Annotated in this window: 13 protein-coding genes; 1 reads left to right on the top strand and 12 read right to left on the bottom strand. The window is 64.8% G+C overall.

The features are described from left to right. Window positions 1-37: 37 nt before the first annotated feature. The 12 genes from FG95_RS13135 to FG95_RS13080 all read right to left on the bottom strand — a co-directional run bounded on the left by FG95_RS13135 (window position 38) and on the right by FG95_RS13080 (window position 21,460). Window positions 38-826, bottom strand: coding sequence for an enoyl-CoA hydratase/isomerase family protein (locus FG95_RS13135; protein WP_037556446.1), 789 nt, complete (start codon window positions 824-826; stop codon window positions 38-40). Next, window positions 823-1,599, bottom strand: a complete 777-nt coding sequence (locus tag FG95_RS13130; protein ID WP_037556624.1) for an SDR family NAD(P)-dependent oxidoreductase — start codon at window positions 1,597-1,599, stop codon at window positions 823-825. The genes FG95_RS13135 and FG95_RS13130 overlap by 4 nt, the downstream gene beginning before the upstream one ends. Window positions 1,600-1,942: 343 nt before the next feature. Then, window positions 1,943-4,288, bottom strand: coding sequence for a GH92 family glycosyl hydrolase (locus tag FG95_RS13125; protein ID WP_037556623.1), 2,346 nt, complete (start codon window positions 4,286-4,288; stop codon window positions 1,943-1,945). Between the two features lie 56 nt (window positions 4,289-4,344). Next, entirely contained in the window at window positions 4,345-5,265 is a 921-nt protein-coding gene (locus FG95_RS13120; RefSeq protein WP_052182356.1) for an ROK family protein, read from the bottom strand. A 145-nt stretch (window positions 5,266-5,410) separates the two neighbouring features. Further along, window positions 5,411-7,747, bottom strand: coding sequence for a GH92 family glycosyl hydrolase (locus FG95_RS13115; RefSeq protein WP_037556444.1), 2,337 nt, complete (start codon window positions 7,745-7,747; stop codon window positions 5,411-5,413). Window positions 7,748-7,874: 127 nt separating this feature from the next. Further along, window positions 7,875-9,314, bottom strand: coding sequence for a glycoside hydrolase family 125 protein (locus FG95_RS13110; protein WP_037556621.1), 1,440 nt, complete (start codon window positions 9,312-9,314; stop codon window positions 7,875-7,877). 14 nt (window positions 9,315-9,328) lie between these two features. Then, window positions 9,329-11,653 carry a GH92 family glycosyl hydrolase gene (locus tag FG95_RS13105; RefSeq protein WP_037556620.1) on the bottom strand — a complete coding sequence of 775 codons (2,325 nt, stop codon included), beginning with the start codon at window positions 11,651-11,653 and terminating at the stop codon, window positions 9,329-9,331. 14 nt (window positions 11,654-11,667) lie between these two features. Beyond that, window positions 11,668-12,708, bottom strand: coding sequence for a glycoside hydrolase family 43 protein (locus FG95_RS13100; RefSeq protein WP_052182376.1), 1,041 nt, complete (start codon window positions 12,706-12,708; stop codon window positions 11,668-11,670). A 153-nt stretch (window positions 12,709-12,861) separates the two neighbouring features. Further along, window positions 12,862-15,858: a TonB-dependent receptor gene (locus FG95_RS13095; RefSeq protein WP_037556440.1), complete on the bottom strand. Its 2,997-nt coding sequence runs from the start codon at window positions 15,856-15,858 to the stop codon at window positions 12,862-12,864. A gap of 291 nt (window positions 15,859-16,149) precedes the next feature. Further along, window positions 16,150-18,108 carry a glycoside hydrolase family 2 protein gene (locus tag FG95_RS13090; protein ID WP_200880198.1) on the bottom strand — a complete coding sequence of 653 codons (1,959 nt, stop codon included), beginning with the start codon at window positions 18,106-18,108 and terminating at the stop codon, window positions 16,150-16,152. A 99-nt stretch (window positions 18,109-18,207) separates the two neighbouring features. Beyond that, window positions 18,208-20,559, bottom strand: coding sequence for a GH92 family glycosyl hydrolase (locus tag FG95_RS13085; protein ID WP_052182355.1), 2,352 nt, complete (start codon window positions 20,557-20,559; stop codon window positions 18,208-18,210). A gap of 73 nt (window positions 20,560-20,632) precedes the next feature. Beyond that, window positions 20,633-21,460: a class I mannose-6-phosphate isomerase gene (locus tag FG95_RS13080; RefSeq protein ID WP_037556617.1), complete on the bottom strand. Its 828-nt coding sequence runs from the start codon at window positions 21,458-21,460 to the stop codon at window positions 20,633-20,635. A 210-nt stretch (window positions 21,461-21,670) separates the two neighbouring features. Between FG95_RS13080 and FG95_RS13075 the strand changes: the two genes are divergently transcribed. Beyond that, window positions 21,671-23,026 (top strand): sugar porter family MFS transporter, encoded by a 1,356-nt coding sequence (locus FG95_RS13075; protein WP_052182354.1) that lies wholly within the window; start codon window positions 21,671-21,673, stop codon window positions 23,024-23,026. Window positions 23,027-23,028: the final 2 nt, after the last annotated feature.

Here is a 23,028-nt window from a genome sequence, read left to right as displayed (position 1 = left end):
ATATTGCCGAGTCAATGGCCGATGCAGGATACGGACCCTAACGCTCGCTATAGTCGGGAGCGCGCTTTTCAAGGAAAGCGGCGAGCGCCTCGCGATGATCCTCGGTCGCCGAAAGGATGACCTGCTGCCGGTCCTCGATCGCCATCGCGGCCTCGAGGCCGGGCGCGTCGATGTTGAGATTGAGCGCCTGTTTCGAGAGACGGAGACCATAAGGCGAGGTCGCGAGCATCTCGTCGGCGAGCGCGAGGCCGCGGTCGAGCAACGCTTCCTTATCGACGATCTCGCTGACAAGGCCCGCGCGCAGCGCACGTTCGGCGTCGATGAAGCGGCCGGTGAGAATCATCTCGGACGCGAGGCTCGCCCCGACGAGCCGCGGCAGGAAATAGCTCGACGCCATGTCGCAGCCGCCGAGGCCAATGCGGATATAGGCGGCGTTGCAGCGGAACGACGGCGCCGCATAGCGCACGTCGGACGCGAGCAGCAGCGACAGCCCGCCGCCGCACGCCGCGCCGTGGCCAAGCGAGACGATCGGCTGCGGACAGGCGCGCATCTTGCGATAGATGTTGCCGATGCTCGTCTGGGTGCGCAGCGTGCGCAGCACCGGCGTCTCGTCGGACGAACGGTCCTCCTGAATGTCGAGCCCGGCGCAGAAGCCGCGTCCGGCGCCGCGCAATATGACGACGCGGACGTCGGGGCGCTCGGCGAGCCCGCCGAAATAGGCATTGAGTTCGTCGACCAGCCCCTCGTTCAGCGCGTTGAGGCGCTCGGGCCGGTTGAGCGTCGCGATCTCGACCGCGCCGCGACGTTCGATCAAAAGCTCGCTCATAAGGTCTGTCCGTCGTCGATGGTGATCACGCTGCCCGTGATGCCGAGCGCGGCGTCGGAACAGAGCAGGAGCAGCGGCGCGTGGAGGTCGCTCGGCGGGCGCATCCGCTGGCGCGGGAAGCTCTTCACCATCGCCGCGCCAGTGTCGCTGTCGAACAGTTCGGCGGTCATTTCGGATTCGAAATAGCCCGGCTGGATCACATTGACGCTGATCCCGCGCCGCGCCCATTCGCGCGCGAGCGCCTTACCCAGATGGCGCACCGCCGCCTTGGTCGCACCATAGACCGAGGTCGCGGGAAAGACCTTTTCGGCGGTGATCGAGCCGATCAGGACGATGCGGCCGTGCTGCTTTTCGCGGCTGCCCGCCTTGTCGAGCCGCTTCGCGCCTTCGGTCGCGGTCAGGAATACGCCGCGGACGTTGGCGGCGAGCAGGAAGTCGACGTCTTCGACCGAGAGCCCCATCGCCATCTTTTCGGTCGCGACGCCGGCGTTGGCGACAATCGTATCGACCGTGCCGAACGCGGCCTCGGCGGCATCATAGGCGGCCTTGGTCGATGCCTCGTCGGTGACGTCCATGCTGACGGCGATCGCCTGCCCGCCCGCCGCTTCGATCGCGGCGACCTGTTCGGCGAGCTTGTCGGCGCGGCGCGCGGCGAGCACGACCTTCGCCCCCGCAGCGGCGAGCGCCTTCGCAAAGCCCGCGCCGAGCCCCGACGACGCCCCGGTCACCAGCGCGACACGCCCCGTCAGATCGAACTTCGGTTGCTCGGCCATCATCTTCCCTTCCTTCGTTTGCTACGCATTGGTCGCGATTGACGTTTACGTCAACGGGCAGGGCCACGGGGAAAAGGGAGATACGGGGTTGACGAAGCCTCTTTGTTCTCTTAATGTTCTTCTTGTGCACAACGAACCTCATCCCCCGTCGCGGCTGCCGAGCGTAGCGGGCGGGGGATAAAGGTCCGGTCAGCGCCCTTCGCCGGACTTGACGATATACTCGCGATCCTCGGCCGGCACATAGTCCCGGATCAACAGCACCCTCGCAACTTGACGCACCGGCGAGATCCCGGCCTTCGCCGGGATGACGATTCAGCAAAGGGCGCGGGGTCTGCCGATGACGTCAGGGCGTACGGCGGGCGGTCGATAGCGAATAGGGACGCGCCGCTACTGCCTTGCCCCATTCGGCATCGGGCTTCGCCTGCATTATGAAACGGAGCGTGCCGCCGCTGCGGATTTCGGCGTCCGAAATCCAGCTTCGCGTCAGCGGCTTGCCGTTGAGTTCGACCTTCCCGACATAGGGATTGGCGTCGGACAGCCCGACCGTCTCGACGGTGAAACGCTTGCCGTCGGGCAGGCCCAGCACCGCGCGATCGACGAAGGGGCGCCCGATCACATATTGGTTCGACCCCGGCGCGACGGGGTAGAAGCCGAGGCTCGTGAACACGAGCCACGCCGACATCTGGCCGAGGTCGTCGTTGCCCGACAGGCCGTCGGGGGTGGGCTTATACTGGCTGTCGACGATCTGTTTCAGCCGCTCTTGCGTCCGCCAAGGCGCGCCGGCAAAAGCGTAGAGATAGGCGACATGGTGGCTCGGCTCGTTGCCGTGGATATATTGGCCGATCAGCCCGGCGATATCCTCGGCATGGCTATAGTCGAGCTTCGAAATGTCATAGTCGAACATCGCGTCGAGCTTGGCGATCGTCTTGGCATCGCCGCCGAGAATGCGGAAGAGCGCGGCCTGATCCTGCGGGACGAACCAGCTGTACTGCCAGGCGTTGCCCTCGGTATAGTCCGAGCCATAGTTGATCGCGGTGGGATCGAACGGAGTGCGGAAGCTTCCGTCGGCCTTGCGCGCGCGCAGCCAGCCGGTCTTGGCATCGAAGCTGTTCCGCCAATAGCCGGCGCGCTTGTAGAAGCGGTTGGCGATGTCCTTGCGGCCCATCTTCTCCGCCATGCGTGCGATCGTCCAGTCGTCATAGGCATATTCGACGGTTTTCGATGCCGCTTCGGGCTCGCGGTCGATCGCGACATATCCGAGCTTCATATAGTCGCCGAGCCCGCCATAGGGGGCATAGTCGGCACTCGCGACCATTGCGTCCAATGCCTCGTCGGCGTCGAAATCGCCCACGCCCTTCAGATAGGCGTCGGCGATCACCGGAACCGCGTGATAGCCGATCATCGTCCAGGTTTCGCGGCCGTGGAACTGCCAGACGGGGAGGATGCCGTGCGGGCTGGCCTTGCGGCTCGCGACAAGCGATTTGACGATGTCGCTGTTGGTTTGATCAGGCGCGACCAGCGTCAGCAGCGGATGCTGCGCGCGGAAGGTGTCCCAGAGCGAAAAGGTCGAGCGGAAGGTGAAATCCTTCGCGGTGTGGATCTGGTCGTCGGGGCCGCGATAGCGCCCGTCGACGTCGCTCCACACGCTCGGCGCCAGCAGGCTGTGGTAGAGCGCGGTGTAGAGATTGGTACGCATCGGCGCAGGCGCTTCGATCTGAAGCGCGCCCAAAGCCTTGCGCCATTCGCCTTCGGTGCGCGCACGGACGGTATCGAAGTCGGCACCCCCAGCTTCTTTTTCGGCGGCATCGAGGTTGGCGACCGCGCCCGCTTCGTCGACGCCCGAGAGCGCGACGCGGACTTCGAGCGGGCCGGTTAGCGCGCCGAAATCGAGGCGGGCTTCGAGCGCCTTGCCGAGCTTTTCGGCGAGCGCGTCGCTGCCGCGGCCGGGGGGATGGAAACCCTTGTACGGAATTTTCTCGTCGCGATCGAGGAAGGCGTGGTCCTTGAGCGGCGCGGAGAAGCGCATCGCGAAGAAGAGCTTGCGCCCCGGCGCCCAGCCGCGCGTCTCGCGAAAGCCGGTGAGCGTGCCGTCGGAGCGAAGGTGGAGGCCCGACCAGAGGATCTTGCCGGGATAGTCATAGAGCGACGAGCGGAGATCGAGGAGCAGATGTGCCTGCTTGCCCGTGGGGAAGCTGTAGCGATGGACGCCGACGCGCGTCCCCGCGGTGAGTTCGGCGCGGATGCCGGAATCAGCAAGGGTCACGGCATAATAGCCGGGGCTCGCCCTTTCGGTGTCGTGGCTGAAGCGCTGGCGATAGCCCGAGCCGGGTTGTTTGGGATCGCCGGGATCCAGCTTCACCTCTCCAACCTGCGGCATGACGAGGATGTCGCCGAGGTCCGAATGGCCCGCGCCCGAAAAATGCGTGTGGCTGAAACCCTGGATCGTCGGGTCGTGGTAGCTGTAGCCCGCGGCATGATCGTAGCAGTCGCGGATCTGGCACGTCGCGTCGGTGTCGGGCGACAGCTGGACCATGCCGAAGGGCGCCGTCGCGCCGGGGAAGGTGTGGCCTTCGGGGCCGGTGCCGATCATCGGATCGACGAAGGCGAGCGGATCGGGCGCCGGCTGCTCGGCGAAGGACTGGATCGGCATAAGGGCGAGCAGCGCGGCGGCGGCGGTCAGGCGTTTCATCGCGCCCTTGTGCCGCGAAGGCACCGCCCTGTCCAACGGCGCGGCGCCCGCCCTGCTCACGCCGCAACCCCCACCGCGTCCATCGCGAGCGCGATCGCGCCGAGCGGCCCTGCCATCGTCCCGAGTTCGGGCGCGATGACATAGGCGCCACCGCCGGGGATCTGCATATAGCCCGCGAGGCTCGCCTCGAGCCGCGCGTTGATCCGCGGGAGCAGTTGCGGCTGGCCGGCGAGCACGCCGCCGCCCATCGCGACGCGCATCGGTCCGGTCGTGCAGGCGAGCGAATGGACCATCGATGCCAGCGTGTGCACGATCGGTTCCCAGACGGGATCGTCCGCCGCGACGTCGGCCAGCGACCGGCCGCCCAGCCGGGCCTTCAATGCGGTGCCGGAAGCGAGGCCTTCGACGCAATCGTCATGAAAGCGGCAGACGCTCGGCACCTCGTCGCCCGCGAGGCGCGGGACGAGAATATGGCCGATCTCGCTGTGGCTGAAACCGCGCGTCGGCTTGCCGTGGACGACCAGCCCGACGCCGACCCCGGTGCCGACGGTGACATAGGCGAAATCGTCGAGGCCGCGCCCGCTGCCCCAGCGAATTTCGGCGAGCGCGGCGCCATTGACGTCGGTGTCGAAACCGATCGGAACGGGAAAGGCCGACTTCAACGGACCGAGCAGGTCGGCGCCTTCCCAATCGGGCTTGTTCGTGGCGCCGACGCGGCCATAGTCGGCCTTTACGGGATCGACCCGGATCGGACCAAAGGACGCGACACCGATACTGCAAAAACCGGGCGCCCGCGCCCAGCCGTCGAGCACCGCCAGAATCGCGGGCAGCGTTTCCGACGGCACGGTCGTCGCGATCGTGCGCTGGTCGCGGATCTCGCCCGGTCCCGCGGCGAGCGTGCAGATACATTTGGTGCCGCCCAGCTCGATGCCGGCGAACAGGCGCACTTCGCCGCGGTCTGCTACTGGACCATCCATCAGCGCCACCCCTTCGCCCGATCGCTCAGGCTTGTGGCGGGCGCCGCGCTGCAGCGCAAGGCCGAACGTGGCGGGATCTGGAGAGATTTCACGAGACATTCCGTTCTTATCATTTTCTTTTCGCTATCAATTGTCTTTGTCGGAATCACGCCGGAGTGGAGCCGAAGGACGGCGGGCGGTCGGCTTTCGCGGTCCCGAACGCCGAGGGTTTGGCGCCCATTTCGAAGACGAGTTCGCCGCCGCCGATCAGGTCGGAATGCGCGATCCAGTTCTTGCTCCACGGCTGGCCGTTCCAGGTGACCGACTGCACATAGGGGCGGTCGGGGCCATTGCCCTCGGCGCGGACGGTCAGCGTCTTGCCCGCGCCCACGGTGACCTCGGCGACGTCGAACAAGGGCGAGCCGAAGACATAGACCGCGCTCACCGGATCGACCGGGTAGAGGCCGAGCGCCGAGAGAATGAACCAGGCGCTCATCTGGCCGCAATCGTCGTTGCCGATCACGCCGTCGGGGTCGTTCTTGTACATTTCGGTCAAGAGCCGCCGGACCATCGCCTGCGCCTTCGCGGGCGCGCCGCAATAGGCGTACATATAGGCGACGTGGTGATTGGGTTCGTTGCCGTGCGCATATTGGCCGACGCGCCCCGAGATGTCGGGCGGCGCATTGTCGGGCAGGGTCGAGGGCGCGTTGAACAGCGCGTCGAGCTGTTTCTCGAACGCCGCGTCGCCGCCGAAATGCTCGATCAGGCCGTAGATGTCGTGCTGGTTGAGGAAGGTCGCCTGCCAGCCGTTCGCCTCGGTATAATCGCGCCATTTCTTGACGTTATGGCCGATCTGGACGGGATCATAATCCTGCCACCAGCTTCCGTCCTTGAAGCGCGGGCGCGCGAAACGCGTTTCGGGGTCGATGACGCCGCGGTAGTTCTGCGCGCGCTTGCGCAGCGCTACGGCGTCTTCCTTAGCGCCGACTGCATCGGCGAGATGCGCCATCGCCCAGTCGTCGTAAGCATATTCCTGCGTCCGGCTGACCGACTCCCACACCTCGTCGCAGGGAATGTAGCCGAGATCGTAGTAGAAGCCGCGGCCCAGCGTGCTGTCGATATCCTTGTAATCGCGGTCGAAGGCGCGGCGGCGGATATTCGGCCAGGCGGCGGCATAGTCCGCCTTGATTCCTTTCGCCTGCGCCTCGGCGAGCACCGACACGCCATGCCAGCCGATCATGCACGCGGTCTCGACCCCTTGGAGCGGCCAGACGAGCGGGCCCGCGGGGCTTTGCGCCGTCTGACGGCAGATGTCGCGGGTCAGGAGCGCGGCGCGATCGGGATCGATCAGCGTCAAGAGCGGATGGAGCGCGCGATAGGTGTCCCACAGCGAATAGGTGCTGAACGCCTCTTCGCCCTTCGCGGCCTGATGCACCTGCCGGTCGAGCCCGACATAGCGGCCGTCGCGATCGGTGAAGAGCGTCGGCGCGAGCTGCGCGTGATAAAGCGCGCTCGCCATGATGACGCGCTGTGCCTCGGTGCCGCCCGACACGCGGACGCCGCCGAGCGCCTTCGTCCAGGTGCCGCGCGCGGCCTTCACCGCGCCATCGAAATCCCAGGCGGGCGCCTCCTGTTCCAACGCATCGCGCGCGCCCTTTACGTCGACCGCCGAAAGGCCGGTCTTGATCATGATCGGTGGACCACCGGCATCGTCGAAGAAGAAGGCGACCTTGAGCTTGTTGCCCTTGATCGACTTCGCCCCGTCGGGGGCGGGCTTGCCGTCGTCGCCGAAGAATTGGACGCGGTCGGGCCTCCGCGACATCCGCATCGCGAAATGGATGTGGCGGCCCTTGGCCCAGCGATTGACCTGCCGGCTGCCGGTGAGCATGCCATCCTCGCCCAGATCGAGCGAGGCGTTTTCGACGACGATGCCCTTGTCCCAATCATCCTCGATCGCATGCGCGAAATCGATCAGGATATGGCCCGCCCCCTGCCCGAAATGATAGCGGTGGAGCCCGCAACGTTCGGTGACGGTCAGCTCGGCGAGCACGCCGGTTTCGAGCTTGACGCGGTAATAGCCGGGCTCGGCATGTTCGTCCGAATAACGCTGGCGAAAGCCCTCGCCGGGTTTCTCGATCGTGCCCGGCTCGAGCTTCAATTCGCGCCGCGTCGGCACGACGAGGACGTCGAGCATGTCGCCGATGCCGGTGCCCGAGAGGTGCGTGTGGCTGAACCCCATGATCGAGCCGTCTTTCTGGTGATAGCCCGAACAGGCATCCCAGCCATGGGTGTTCGTATCGGGGCTGAGTTGCGCCATCCCGAACGGCAGCGATGCGCCGGGAAAGGTGTGGCCGTGGCCGCCGGTCCCGATGAAGAGGTTGGGTTTGCCCACGGCGAGCGCCTCGCCCCCGCCCGCGACGCGCGAGCAGCCGGCTGGGATTGCTCCGCCGAGCGCGAGCAGGCCCGTCGTGGCGAGAAGCTGGCGGCGGCTGGTCGTGATCATCAATTGGCCTTTAAGCTTTTGAGGTTGGTATCGCCCTCACCCTTCCGGCGCTTCGCGCCTCCCTCCCTCTCCCACCGGGCGAGGGAAAGAGCGCCGCAGGCGCGAAAGGGTGAGGGTGGCGTAATCTTCACAGCGGCCGCGCAAGCAGCGCGGGGCGCTTGTCGGCGACTTCGACGATCAGCTGACCGAACAGCGCGTTCGCCCACGCGAACCAGCTGCGCGTGAAATTCTTGGGATCATCCTTGTGGAAGCTTTCGTGCATGAAGCCGGTGCCGCCGTGCGTCGTCTTGAGCCAGCGCAGGCATTGCAGGATCGTCGCATCGTCGTCGGCGTTCATCGCGCGGGTGATGATCGACATCGGCCAGATCATGTCGAGCCCGATGTGCGGCCCGCCGATCCCCTCGGCCGCCGTGCCCTTGAAGAAATAGGGGTTGCGTTCGGACCAGGCGAGTTCGGCGGTGCGACGGAAAAGCGGATCGTTGCGGTCGACGACGTCGATCAGCGGCAGGCCCGACAGGCTCGGCACATTGGCGTCGTCCATGAACACCCAGTTGCCGAAGCCGTCGATCTCATAGGCCCAGACCTGACCGCCCTTGCCATCGTCGATCAGCGCATGGGCTTTCAGCGCCGCCTCGACCTCGGCGGCGAGCGTCTCGGCCGCGGTCGCGGCCGCATTGTCGCCGCGCGCTTCGCGGTGGACGGCCGCGACCTTGCGCAGCACCGATACCGCGAACAGGTTCGACGGGATCAGGAAGGGATAGAGGCACGCATCGTCCGACGGGCGGAACATCGAATGGATCAAGCCGATCTTCTTCGTCGGCCGGCCATAGCCGCCGAGCATCAGACTGTCCGACGGCTGGAGCGCGGGGCGCTGGAATTTATATGGTCCGGGCCCGTCCTTGCGCTGCTGTTCGCGGAAGGTCGCGACCGCGAGCTTCATCGCACGCGACCATGTGTCGTCGAACGGTGCCTTGTCCTTCGTGCGCGTCCAATATTCGTGGCTGAGGCGCATCGCGTAGCAGAGCGAGTCGATTTCCCATTTCCGCTCGGCGACGCCGGGCTTCATCTCGGTCTTGTCGGTGTGCGACCATTCGAGCTTCGACGGCGCGTTCGGGTCCTTGTCGAAGGCGTTGGCATAGGGGTCGATCAGGATGCAGCGCGCCTGCCGCTGGATCAGCCCCTGGAACAATCGCTTGAGCTTCGCGTCCTTCGCGACGAGATGGATATAGGGCTGCACCTGCGCCGAACTGTCGCGCAGCCACATCGCCTCGATATCGCCGGTGATGACGAAGGTGTCGGGGCGGCCGTCGAGCGTGCCCGTCTGGACCGTCGTGTCGAGCGTGTTCGGATAGCAATTTTCGAACAGCCAGGCGAGTTCGGGGTCGGCGATCTTCGCCTTCACGCGCGAGATCTCGGCCTCGATCGCGGGGCTGGTGAAGGCGCGTTCGCCGGGCGCGGGGCGCTTGCTCGCGAAGCTGCCGGTCGCGGCGCGCGCGGCGACGGGCATCGCGGCGGCGAGCGCCAATGCGCCGGCGCCGGCCATGATCTCGCGGCGATTGGGGGTCATGTTCATCTCCGAATTCAGTTGGAAGGCGCGCTGATCGAGAAGGGCGCATCGGCAGGGGCGGTGCCCCATTGCTTGTTCGGCTGCGCACCCATCACGAAGTCGACCGTGCCGCCCTGCGACAGCGCGCGGTGGGTGAAATAGGTCTTGGTTTGCGGCTTGCCGCCGAGCGCCACCGACTGAAGATAGATGTTCGCGTCGCTGTTGTTCTTCGCGTTGATCGTCAGCGTCTTGCCATTGGGCATCGTCAGCTCGGCCTTCTGGAACAGCGGGCTGCCGATCGCATATTCGCCCGTCGCCGAGGCAACCGGATAGAAGCCAAGCGCCGAGAAGACATACCAGGCCGAGGTCTGGCCATTATCCTCGTCGCCCGGATAGCCGTCGGGCGCCGACGAATAGAGTTTCGCCATGATGTCGCGCACATGATGCTGCGTCTTCCACGGCGCACCCGCCCAATTATAGAGATAGGGCATGTGCTGGATGGGCTGGTTGCCATGGGCATATTGGCCCATGTCGACGATCTGCATCTCGCGGATCTCGTGGATCACCTGCCCATAATAGCTTTCGTCGAAGATCGGCGGGGTGGTGAAGATCGCGTCGAGCCGCTCGACGAATTTCTGCCGCCCGCCCATCAGGTTCATAAGCCCCTGGACGTCCTGCATCACCGCCCAGCTGTAGTGGAGCGCGTTACCCTCGGTGAAGGCGTCGCCCCACTTGTAAGGATTGAACGGCGTCGACCATGACCCGTCCTGGTTGCGGCCGCGGATCCAGCCGCTCTCCTTGTCATAGAGCTTGCGGTAGTTAAGCGCGCGTTCGGTATATTTCTTCGCATCGGCATCCTTGCCGAGCAGCTTGGCGAGCTGCGCGATCGAGAAATCGGCGGTGGCATATTCGAGCGTGCGCGCGGCATTCTCGTTGATGCCGACGTCATAGGGGACATAGCCCAAGCGGTTGTAATATTCCGCGCCCTCGCGTCCAACCGCGGCGATCACCTTGCCCGCCTTGTCCTTCGGCCGGCCCTCGCTCGTCGTCGCATTCTTGATCATCGCTTCATAGAGCGTCTCGACGTCGAAGCCGCGCACGCCGTTGTAATAGGCGTCGGCGATCAAATTCGCCGAGTTCGACCCGATCATCACGTTGCGATAACCGGGGCTCGCCCATTCGGGCAGCCAGCCGCCTTGTTTGTAAGTGTTGACCAGCCCCTGCATGAACTGGCTGTCGCGTTCGGGATACATCAGCGCGAAGAAGGGGAATACCGCGCGCCAGGTGTCCCAAAAACCGTTGTCGGTGAACATGTAGCCGTCGTGCACCTTGCCGTCATAGGGGCTGTAGTGGACGATCTTCCCGTTCGCGTCCTTTTCATAGAAAATGCGCGGGAATTGCAGCATCCGGTAGAGCGCCGAATAGAAGGTGCGGATCTTTTCGGCGTCGGGATCGGTGACGCGGATGCGCGAAAGCTCCTTCTCCCACGCCGCCTTCGCCTTCGCCTTGGTCGCGTCGAAGCTGTCGTTGCCGATTTCCGTGCGCAGGTTGCGGAGCGCCTGTTCGGGGCTGATGAAGGAGGAGGCGACGCGGACGTGGACCTTGTCGCCCTTCTTCGTCTTGAAGCTGAGCACCGCGCCGACATGGTCGGCTTCGCGGGCGAGTTCGTTCGTCGGGGCATTTTCGCCCGCCCAGGTGCGTGCAAGCGCGAAGTCGCGGTCGAATTCGGCGACGAAATAATTGTGGAAATTGTCGGGCACGCCGCCGTGATTGTTGCGGACATAGCCGGTGATGCGGCGGTTCTTGACGTCGACCTTGACCATCGAGCCGCCTGCGAGCCCGTCGAGCAGGATATGCGCATCGTCGCTTTCGGGGAAGGTGAAGCGGAATTGCGCCGCACGTTCGGTCGGGGCGACCTCTGCGGTCACGTCATAGTCGGCGAGGTAGACCTTGTACGAATAGGGGCGCGCGACCTCGGCCTTGTGGCTGAACCAGCTGCCGCGTTCCTGCTGCTTGACCTTCACCGGGCCGGTTTCCGCCATCAGCGCGAAGGCGGCATAGTCGTTCATCCACGGGCTCGGCTGGTGCGTCTGCTTGATGCCGCTGATCTTTTCGCCGTCATAGGTATAGCCCCAGCCGCTGCCGGGCTCGCCGGTCACGGGGGTCCAGCTGTTCATACCGAAGGGCACCGCGACCGCGGGATAGGTGTTGCCGTAGGACAGGCGATAGCTCGAATCGGTGCCCATCAGCGGGTTGACGTAATCGACGAGCGCGGTCTGGTTCGCGGCCGATTGCGCGAGTGCTGCTGGCGTTCCGACGCTGGTGAGGAGCAGCGCGCTCGCAGCGGCACCCAGCATCATCTTGCGGATCGTCTTCACTTCGTCTCTCCCCTGTTCGCCGTTCGGGCCGGCAGCGGGCGCGCTGCGACGCCCTCGTTCGTCATTTTTACCGTCGCGATCGTGCCGTCGGCGTTGAAGATCATGCGGTCGATCGCGAGCTGGCGCCGCTCGCCCGAATCCTCATCGAGCGGGCGGCGGTGATAGGCGATGTACCAGTCGTCGGTGCCGGGCACATTGACCACCGAATGATGGCCCGCGCCGCGCGCGATCTTGAAATCCTGCTGAAGAATCTTGCCCATCGGCTTGAACGGCCCGGTCGGCGACGGACCCATCGCATAGGCGACCGAATAGTCGGGACCGGTCCAGCCGCCTTCCGACCACATCAGATAATAGACGCCCTTCCGCTTCACCATGAACGAGCCCTCGACATAGCCGGGGGGCGTGATTTCCTTGAAGGTCGTGCCGTCGGAGAAGGGGACGATCGAGGTCAGGTCGTCGCCCAGCCGGACGACGTTGCAATGCTTCCAGCCGCCATAATAGAGATAATGCTGCCCGTCGTCGTCGCGGAAGACGAACTGGTCGATCGGCTGCGCGCCATTGTGGAAGGCATCGATCAGCGGCTTGCCGATCGCGTCCTTGAACGGTCCTTCGGGCCGGTCGCTGACCGCGACGCCGATGCCGCCGAGCTGATCGTCCGACTGGATGTCGTTGGCGCCGAAGAAGAGATAATATTTGCCGTCCTTCTCGATCGCCGAGGGCGCCCACACGGCATAGGCGGCCCACGCCACATTCTCGACGTCGAGCGCATGGTCATGCTTCGTCCAGTGAACGAGATCGGGCGATGAAAAGACGTTGAAGAAGGTCTGGAAATGATAGGAGGGCCGGACCGTCTTCTGTTCGCGCAGCTTTTTCTGCTGCTCGTTGAAATGCTCGGACAGATCGGGTGTCTCGCCATGGTCCGAATAGGTGGGATAGATCCAGTAGCGGTCGCCGAAGATGCGGATTTCGGGGTCGGCATACCAGCCCGGAACGATCGGATTCTCCGCCGCGGCTGGACCGCCCGTCAGCAGTGCCATGCCCAGAAGCAGCGATTTCAACCCGACACGCACTTGGCGGCCCTCCCCTATTTTCCCGTTACGAACCACCGAAGCATTTTCCAGCTCGCCCCGAAAGAGGCGGGTGGCTCCTTGCGGAGCCACCCGAGGGGGAGAGCTGGGCTATGCGCCCCATCAGAACTTGTACGAAACGCCGACATAAGCGCGGCGGCCGAAATAGTTGCTGCGGACGAAGCGCGCCTTGGTGTCGTTGCCGAGGTGCTGACGCTCTTCCGACTTGGTCAGGTTGATGACCGAGGCGGTGAGCATCAGGCCGTCCATCAGCTCGTACGACGCGTTGATGTCGACCTGTTCATAGGGGTCGGTGTAGACGTTGAGGCCCGAGGCGAGCCCGCCGACGACTTCGCCGCGGCGGTTGTACGAGGCGCGAACCAGGAATTTGTCGGTTTCATAGAAGACCGAAGCGTTGACCTGCGTCTTCGCGCTGCCGACGAGCGCCGACTTGCCGACCGTCTCGCCATCGAGCGTGATATCGGCGACCGACGTGTCGTTATAGGTGAAGTTCACCTGCGCGCCGAGACCGAAGTCGAGCGTATGCTGGGCATAGACTTCGACACCCTGCGACCGGGCGTTCGAGCCGTTGGCGACGGTCGAATAGGGCTGGATCAGCACCTGTTCGCCATTCACTTCGCGCGTCACGTCGAGCACGAGCGGGACGACGAAGTCGGACACGTCCTTGCGGAACAGGCCGACGCCGAGCACCGAGCCGCGGTCGAAATACCATTCGACGCCAAGGTCGTACTGCCATGCCGAGAAGGGCTGGAGATCGGCGTTGCCGCCGCTGCCCGACCAGCCTTCGAATTCGCCGAACTGGCCGCGGTCGAAAGCGTAGGCTGCCGAACGATAGGTCAGCGAACGCTGCGACCCCAGATCGTTGAACGACGGACGCGAGATCACCTTGGCGACCGCGCCGCGGACGACGACGTCGGGCACGACTTCATAGACGACGTTCAAGCTGGGGAGCCAGTCGGTGTAGCTCTTCGACTGATCGATCCGCGTGTTGACGATCTCCTCGCGCTCGTCGAGCGGCCGCACCTGGCAATTGCCGTCGGGGCCGAGCGGCACATCGGGATCGAACGGGCCGCCGGGGCCGTCGACGCAATAGTCATTGAGATATTGCAGGCGGTCCGAGGTCACGCCCGACTGTTTGGTGTGCGCGACGCGCAGGCCGATATTGCCGCGCAGCGGGCCGCTTTCGAAATCGGCCTGCACATAGCCGGCGAACACCTTTTCCTTCAGGTCGTAGGTGTTGTTCGGCTCGGGCACGCGCACCGACGGCCCATAGGTGTCGTTGATATAGTCGAGATAATTTTCGAAATTGATGCCCGGGAACAGGTTCGCGTCGAACCCGCCGGCGATGTTGCCGATCGGATTGTCATAGAAATATTCGGGCCGCGCGACCGCGCCTTCGGGCGTGTCCTGATAGCGCCGCTTGGTCGCCGGATCGGCATACCATTCGTTGCGGCCGGTTTCGCGGTGAATGCTCATCTCGCGCCATTTGCCGCCGACGCGGAAGGCGCTCAAAAAGCTGTCGAAACGGCGGACGAGGTCGAGCTGGGCATAACGCTGCGAAATCGCGCTGTTGGTGAAGCCCGATCCGGTCGAGCCGACGTCGATCTGGGCGATGCCGTTTTTGATATTCTCCTGCAGCTCGGGCGAGAATTCCATGTTGAGGTTGCCGCCGGTGAAATCCCAAAAGCTCAGAAAGTTGCCGTTCTGCTCCTCGCCCGTCACCGTCAGGCGCGGTTTGGCGGCGACGCCGAAGCGCATCGACGGGCCGCCGATCGCGCGCGTCTTGCCGAACTTCGCGACCGCGTCGAAATTATCGGTGTTCCACGCGACCTCGGTCTCGAACGTGTTCGAAACCTGCTTTTCGCGACTGTAAGTCCCCGCGATCTGCGGCGTTTCCATCGTGCAGGGCGGCGTATTGACAAGACAGCCGGTTCCCGCCGCGGGCACCTGGAAATTGGCCGACTGGAAGATCGTGCCGCTCTCGTCGAAAGTCGGGCCGGTGAAGAAGTTGCCGTAACCCCATTCGGGGATCTTCAGCACATTGCTCTGGAAATTGCTGCTGTAGTCGAAGCGGAAATAATTGGCGGTGACGGTCAGATTGTCGAACGGCCGCATCTGCGCGGTCGCCTGGATGCCGAGGCGCTTGCGATGCTGCGAGAAGACTTCGGCGTTGACGGACTGCGGCGCCCAATGACCCGAATAATGCGTGCCGTCCTGCGCGGTCACGCCCTCGCCCGGCCAATAGGAGATCGCGTCGTCATTTTCGAACGGATTGCCGTTGACGTCGGTCGCCGGGGTCAGGATGTTGCCGTCGTCATCGCGATCGCTCCACCAGCGCCAGGTTTCGGTCGAGCCGCGCAGTTCGCGGTTCGAGCGTTCCTGATAGGTCGCGCCGACGAGGAAGCCGAGCCGTTCTTCGGGGTCCTTCCACGAAATCTGGCCGGCGATCTGCGGGTCGAATTTCTTGGTCGTGTCCGAATAGGTGCCTTCGGCCGAGACGAAGCCCGACCAGGCCGGGAGGTCGAACGGACGGCGGGTGTTGAGGATCACCGTACCGCCGACGCCGCCTTCCTCGAGCCGCGCTTCGGCCGATTTATAGACTTCGGTGCTGGCGATGAAGTTCGACGGCAGCAGGACATAGTTGAACGAGCGCGACGGATCGCCGCTGTCGGCGCCGGCGATGAAATTGCCGTTGAGCAGCGTGAGCGTCAGGTCCGACTGGAGACCGCGGATGCTGACGCGGCTGCCCTCCCCGCCGTCGCGGGTGATGATCACGCCGGGGACGCGCTGCAGCGCATCGGCGACATTCTTGTCAGGGAATTTGCCGATATCCTCGGCGGTGATGACTTCGATCAGCGAATTGGCTTCGCGCTTCTGCTCGAGGCTCTGTTCGATCGACTGGCGATAGCCGGTAACGACGATCGCGTCGCCCGGGGCCTCCGCGGCCGCGTCGTCCGCGGGCGGCGCTTCGGGGGCTACCTGTGCATGCGCCTGCCCCGCACCACATAATGCGGCCATCGCGCCCGCACTCAGCATCAGCTCGCGCATCAGCGCCGCGCGCCGATTCGTCTTCGCTGAATGGATTTGTCCTGCCTTCATCACATCGACCTCCCTGTTCGAGGGGCTGTTCGCCCCCGCTTGTTATCCGGCGCCCTCAAGGTCACCGAGCCGCGGATCGTTCGACCCGTTGAGCCTCTATCAGAATATAAAAAACAATTTGTCAAAATAAATTTTTCAAGCCGGTGGCGGGACACGATGAATCGTTGCCGACCCAGCCAAAATCCGCAGTTTTTCGTGGTTTCTTGCGGTCAGATAGGTTGCCGCACGACTCGACATCCGCCATCCCCGGCCCGGGATGGCGAATGCGTCTCGCGTTTCGTTCCCCGCCCGTCAGTCGGGCGCCGGAGTCGTCCACAGCGGCGCGGCGATCTTTGCCAGCGCCTCCGCCGGCGCCTTGGGCACCGCGCGGTCATAGGTCAAAAGGCCGTTGATCTCGTCCTCGACGTCGGTGGTCTGGGTGTAGACCGAGGCGCTCAGCCCATTCTCCTTCGCCTGCCGGATCACGCCTTCCATCTTGCGGCGGAAGCGGACGAGATATTCCTTCTCGTCTTTCGCGACCTGATAGCTCCAATTGTCCTTGCCCGGTTTCCAGATATGCCCCGGCACCGGGAAACCCACCCCGCCATATTCGCCAAGCACGATCGCGCGGTTCGTCTGGAGCGGCGGCGTCCTCGGCACATCCTCATAAGTGTGGATGTCGAGCATTTCCGATACGCCCGGCGCGACGTCGACCCAGCCCGAATTGGCGTTGACCAGCCGCGAGGGATCGAGCCCCTTCACGAAGCGCGCGAGCGTTTCCGAATCATATTGGCCCCACCCCTCGTTATTGACGACCCAGGTCACGATCGACGGAAAGGCGCTGAGTTCGCCGACCATCTCGGACAATTGCTTCTGTTGCTCGGCGAGCGTCTCCGACGGGAAGATCGCCTGATACTGGCTGGTGCCGGCAAGATACTGGTCCTCGCCGCCGCCCGAGGGCATATCCTGCCAGATCAGCATGCCGAGCCGGTCGGCGTCGTGATAATAGCGCGCGGGTTCGACCTTGATATGCTTCCTCAGCATATTGAACCCCGCCTTCTTCAAGAAGACGATGTCGCTCTTCATCGCCTCCTCCGACGGCGGCGTATAAAGTCCGTCGGGCCACCAGCCCTGATCGAGCGTGCCGTGCTGGAACAGCGGCTTGTTGTTGAGCAGGATCGCGGGCTGCCCCGCGACACGACCGGGCCCGATCGACACTTTGCGCATCGCGAAATAGGCGGCGACGCTGTCGCGCGGCGCGCCCTGAACCTGCGCCTTTGCATAGACGCGGCTTTCATGGTCGGTGAAGCGCGAGTCATAGGCCTTGCGATCGCGCTCCTTTTCGCCGGCATAGGGATCGGCGATCGTCACCAACTCGGCCTTGAGGTCATAGAGATGGGGATCGTCGGGCGACCAGAGATGCGCGTTCGGGATCGCCAGCGTCGCCTGCCGGTTGGCGCGGATGATCGTCGAGGCGATCGTCTTGCCTCCCGCGCTCGCGGTCAGCCGCACCGCGTCGGTATCGTTCGCCCAGCCGCTCAATGCCACTGCGACGTCGACGGTGCCGCGGTCGATGTCGGGCATCGCGCGCACGTCGGCGATATGGAGCTTCGGCACCGGTTCGAGCCACACCGTCTGCCAGATTCCGCTGACCGCGGTATACCAGATGCCCGCGGGGTCGAGAATCTGCTTGCCGCGCGGCTGGATGCCCGCGCTCGTCGGGTCGAGAACCTCGACGACGAGCTCGTTCGCGCCGTCCTTCAGATAGGGGGTGATGTCGAAGCCGAAGGCGTCGAAGCCGCCTTTGTGCGAGCCGACGACCGCGCCGTTGACACGCACCGTCGTCTCATAATCGACCGCGCCGAAGTTGAGCATGACATTCTGGCCGCGCCAGCCGGCGGGGACGGTGAAGCTGCGGCGATACCAGACGCGGTCGTCGGGGGTGACCCGGCGCGCGACGCGCGACAGCTTCGATTCGACCGGAAAGGGCACGAGGATCTTGCCGTCCATCGCCGCCGGCCGGTCGGCCGCCTTGGGGGCGATCGCATAATCCCACAGGCCGTTGAGGTTGACCCAGCGCTCGCGCACCATCTGCGGGCGCGGGTAGAGGCGCCATGCGTTTTCGGGCGTCACCTCCTTGCCCCAGCGCGTCATCAGCTCGCCGGTGTAGACCGCATCGTCCGCGGGTGCGGCGGGGGGTACAGCGGTTTGGGCCTGTGCCGCGAGCGGCGCGAGGGCGAGAAGGGATGCGGTGATCAGAAGGCTGCGCATGGTATCTCCTGTTGAAGAGGGGAGCCCGGGACCCAAGGGGGAAGGCGGATCCCGGGCTCGCGCCCCCGCGGAGGACACGGGGGCGAGGGGCTCGTTAAATCAACGTTTTCGAGACATCGAAGGAGGGGCGGCGCCGGGCGCGGCGCCCCACGTCTTGTTGGGTTTGGGCCCCATGGTGAAGACGAAGGTCGCGCCGTCCTTGACGTCGTCGTGGCGAAACCACGGCTTGTTCCACGGCTTGCCGTCGAGCGTCGCCGACTGGATGTAGACGTTCGTGTCCGAATTATTCTTCGCGACGATCCGCAGCGTCTTGCCATTGCCCATGTCGAGGCTGGCGTCGTCGAACAGCGGGCTGCCGATGATATAATCCTGGCTCGACGGATCGACCGGATAGAAGCCGAGCGCCGATAGCGCATACCAGGACGAGGTCGCGCCCTGATCGTCCATCCCCGGATAACCGTAACCCGCGGCGTCGCTGGCGTAGGTTTTTTCGAGGATTTTGCGGACGAGCGCCTGGGTCTTCCACGGCTGCCCGCTCCAATTGTAATAATAGGGGGCCTGCTGGTCGGGCTGATTGCCGTGGACATATTGACCGATGACGCCCGTGCAGTCGCGACAGATGCCCGTCGGATTATAGGGTTTGGTGAAAAATTCGTCGAGCTTGGCGTTGAACGCGTCGCGGCCGCCGAGCAGGCCGACCAATCCCTGCACATCGTGCGGGACGAGCCACAAAGTCGACCAGCCCGATGCCTCCTTCATCATGAAGTTATAATAGGGCTCCTGCGGATCGAAGGGTGCGATCCATTTGCCGTCGGCGGTGCGCCCGCGCATGAACCCGATCGATTTGTCGAAGACATTGGCGTAATTGCTCGCGCGCTTCAGGAACATCCGGTAGTCGGCATCCTTGCCGAGCTTCTTCGCGTAGAGCGCGAGCGCATAATCGTCCCAAGCATATTCGAGCGTCTTGTCGGCGCCCGCCTTGCCGCCGGCATAGGGCGGGCTGGGATTATGGTCGGGCACGATGTCCGAAATCCAGCCCTGCTTCATATATTCGGCAAGATAGCCGCGCGGCCCCTTCGGGTCGGTCGCATTCTTGCGCAGATATTCATAGGCGGCTTCATAATCGAATTCGATGCCGCGCTCCCACGCGCCGAGGAAGAGGAACACCGCATTGTCGCCGTGGAACGAGGTGTTCATATAGCCCTTCTCGCGCGCCATCGCGAGTTCGGAGGCCATGATATTCTTGACAGCCTCGGGCTCCATCAGTTCGAGCAGCACGATCTGGTTGCGCCCCGTATCCCAGAAGGGAACCGGGCCGTAACGGTCGTGCGACGCGGTCTGGACCTTGCCGTTGGTGTCGGCGAATTTCTCGCCCTTCTGCGCGATCAGGCGCGGCGAGGCGAAGGATTGGAAGAGCGTCGAGTAAAAGAGCTTGCGCTGCTTGTCGGTGCCGCCCGTCACGCGGACGCGGTTCAAGAGCTGCGCCCAGGTGTCCCGCGCCGCCTTGTGAACGCCGTCGAAATCCCAGCCCGGCACTTCGGCGGCGAGCCGCTCGGCCGCCTGTTCATAGCTGGTGCCGTGCGCGATCTTCATCAGCACCTGCTCGCCGGCCTTCGTTTTGAAGGTCACATAGCCGCCCGCGTAACTGCCAGCGATGTCGCGCGCGCCGGGCTGCACGTCGCTGGTGCCGATGCCCCAGCCGATATTGTCGCCGGGCGATTTGCGGAAGGTGCCGAGCGCGGCGAAAGGCTTCGAGAATTCGGCGACGAAATAGGCACCGTCGGCGCTGTGCCCGTCTTTCGATATCCCGCGTACGATGCGGTCGCCGACGACCTCGACCGCCCCGCCGTGGCGCGGCAGGTTGACGATGACGTTCGATCGGTCGCTCTGCGGGAAAGTGAAGCGCATCACGCTCGCCCAGCGCGTCGCGGTGAGCTCCACCTGGGTGCGGAAGGTGTCGAGATAGACCGAATAATAGCCCGGCGACGCCTTTTCGCGCGACTTGTCATACCAGGACTGGCTGTAGGCGGGCGGCGGCGACCAGTCGCCCACGACCGGCATGATGATCGGCTCGGCGCCGCCGCCGTATGTCGAGCCGCCGCCGCCGGTGAAGCCGATCATCGTCGGGTTGGCGTAATAATAGGGAACGGGGACGCCGTTCGGATAGAGCAGCTCGATATTATTGTTGACCGGCGCTGCCTCGACGGAGCCGTGCGGCAGGCGCGCGCCCGGCGAGGTCTGCCCCGAATAGACGGGCTCGCCCGGCGGCGGGGCATTGCCGATCACCGCCGGATCGTCGAGCGGCGCGGTGCCGACGAGCGGGTTGGCGAGATCGACCGGCGACTGCGCCGTCGCGGACGAAAAGGCCAGCATCGCGGCCGAGGACGCCAGCGCGATCGCCGCCCTTCGCAGCCGGGGTTGCAGCCGGTTCGAACCCTTTTCCTTTTTCATTGCGCCCCTCTTCCATGAAAAATTATCGTTGATTGCGTGCCGCTGAGGCGCGCTTTGCAGCCCGCTGGGGCAGTCATGGCAGGCGCCCCTCTCCTGGATAGGCCAGCAGCAGGTCGGCACCCGCATCGGCCGCGATCTGCGTGGTGCCGGTGAGCGCAAGGCACGCGCCCGCTTCGAAAGCGAGGCCGTCGGCGAGCCCGTTTCCGGCCACCGGGATCAACCATGCGGTGACGCCATCGGGGAGCGCGATCGTCCGCGCCCCGCCGGCGAACCGTTCGAGCACGAACTTCGGACCATCGACGAGGATAGTGCGGTCGTCCGCGATGCGGCCCGGCGACGGATAGGCTGCATAGGGTCGCGGGTCGGCGACCGCGACGCCGTCGTCGAGGTGCAGTTCGCGCGGACGACCGTAATCGTAGAGCCGATAGGTCGTCTCGCTGTTCTGCTGCACTTCGATCAGCGTCAGCCCCGCGCCGATCGCATGGACCGTGCCCGAGGGGACATAGAAGAAATCGCCCGCCTTGACCGGCTTCCAGTCGAGCAACTGCTCTATGCTGCCGTCGAGCGCGGCCGAGCGCAGTTCGGCCCGGTCGACGGGCGCCTTGGTCCCGAGCGCGATGGTCGCGCCGGGCTCGGCGCCGAGGATCAGCCAGCATTCGTCCTTGCCGCGCGGCAATCCGCGGGCATGCGCCTGCGCGTCGTCGGGGTGGACCTGCACCGACAGTTTTTCGCTGGTGAACAGATATTTGATCAGCAGGTCGGGCGCCGCGTCGCCGGGCGCCTGGAACCATATCTCGCCCACGGGTTCGCCGCCCGCCGGCGACGCCCCGAACGGAGCCTGCAATTCGCGGCGCCCCCAGGGCTTTTCCACCCGGTGAGTCGCAAGCAAGGTCGCTGGCACCAATCCCCTCCTTCATTGCCCCGCCCGCCTTTCCGGGTCGGGAGCGCCGCCACCCGAAGGCATTCCGGCGGCCGATTTTTCACAGCCTGCCCCGCCCACGCCCTCGGCGTCAAGATAATAATGAAAATTAATTTATTTGATCGAGAGGATGTTTGTGGCATGTCCAAGCGAAAGAGGACGGCGCTGACGTCGATCCTGCGGGAGAGAAAAATGACGGATACGCCCGAGAGCGCAGCCTTTTCCGGCGCTGACGCGCAGCCCCGCGCGCGCCGAGGCGCCCTGGCCGCTGCGATCGGGACGGCGGCGCTCGCCGGGCTCCTCTTCGGATTCGATACGGCGGTCATCGCGGGCGTGACCGGCGCCCTCACCCGCCTCTTCGCCCTCACCCCCGAAACGCTCGGCGTCACCGTGTCCGCCGCGCTCTGGGGAACATTGGTCGGCGCCCTGTTTGCAGGCAAGCCCGGCGACGCCTTCGGCAGCCGCGACAGCCTGCGCGTGCTCGCTATCCTCTATTTCGTCGCAGGGCTCGGCTGCGCGCTCGCGCCCAGCTGGACGGCGTTTCTCGTCTTCCGTTTCATATGCGGGCTCGCGATCGGCGGCTCGTCGGTGCTGGCGCCCGTCTATATCGCCGAGATCGCGCCGCCGCGGCACCGCGGCTTTCTCGTCGGCCTGTTCCAATTGATGATCGTCACCGGCATCCTCGTCGCCTATCTCAGCAATGCGACGATCGCGGGGCTGATCGACGGCGACGCGGCGTGGCGCTGGAAACTGGGCGTGACCGCCGCCCCCGCCCTGCTCTTCTTCATCCTGCTCTTCGCGATTCCCAACAGCCCGCGCTGGCTGATCGCCAAGGGACGCCGTGAAGATGCGAACATGGCCATGGCCCGCATCGGCGGGCCGACCACCGAACTCGACCGGATCGAAGAGGCGCTCGAACGCGATCCGCCGGGCGAGAAATTGTCGTGGCACCGGCACCGGCGGCCGATGATGCTCGCCATCCTGATCGCGATGTTCAACCAGCTCGCGGGCATCAACGCGGACCTCTATTATCTGAACGATATTTTCGCGCGCGCGGGGTCGCTATCGCCCGACCGGCAGGCCGTGATGATCGGCATCGCCAATCTGGTCTTCACGCTCGCCGGCATGGCGCTGATCGACCGCCTCGGGCGCAAGACGCTGCTGCTCGCGGGCGCGGCGGGAATGACGCTGTGTCTCGCCGCCGCAGCCGGGGTGCTGTTCGGCGCTTTGGACAATGCACTGATGCTGCCCGCGCTGGTCGGGTTCATCGCCTTTTTCGCAACCAGCCAGGGTGCGGTCATCTGGGTCTATATTTCGGAGATTTTCCCGACGCCGGTGCGCGCGCGCGGCAGCGCGCTCGGTGCGAGCACGCACTGGTTGATGAACGCACTGATCGCCGGGATATTTCCGGTGCTCGTCGCCTGGTCGCCCGGCGCACCCTTCGTCATCTTCGCCGCCGCGATGGTCGTTCAGTTCGTCGTCGTCGCGGCGGTCTTTCCCGAAACCAAAGGCGTCGACCTCGACGACATGGCGCAACGGCTCGATTAGCG

Source organism: Sphingopyxis sp. LC363 (assembly GCF_000756385.1).
Classification (GTDB): domain Bacteria; phylum Pseudomonadota; class Alphaproteobacteria; order Sphingomonadales; family Sphingomonadaceae; genus Sphingopyxis.
Note: the sequence above shows the minus strand (reverse complement) of the source record. Positions and strands in the feature narration are given on the sequence as shown.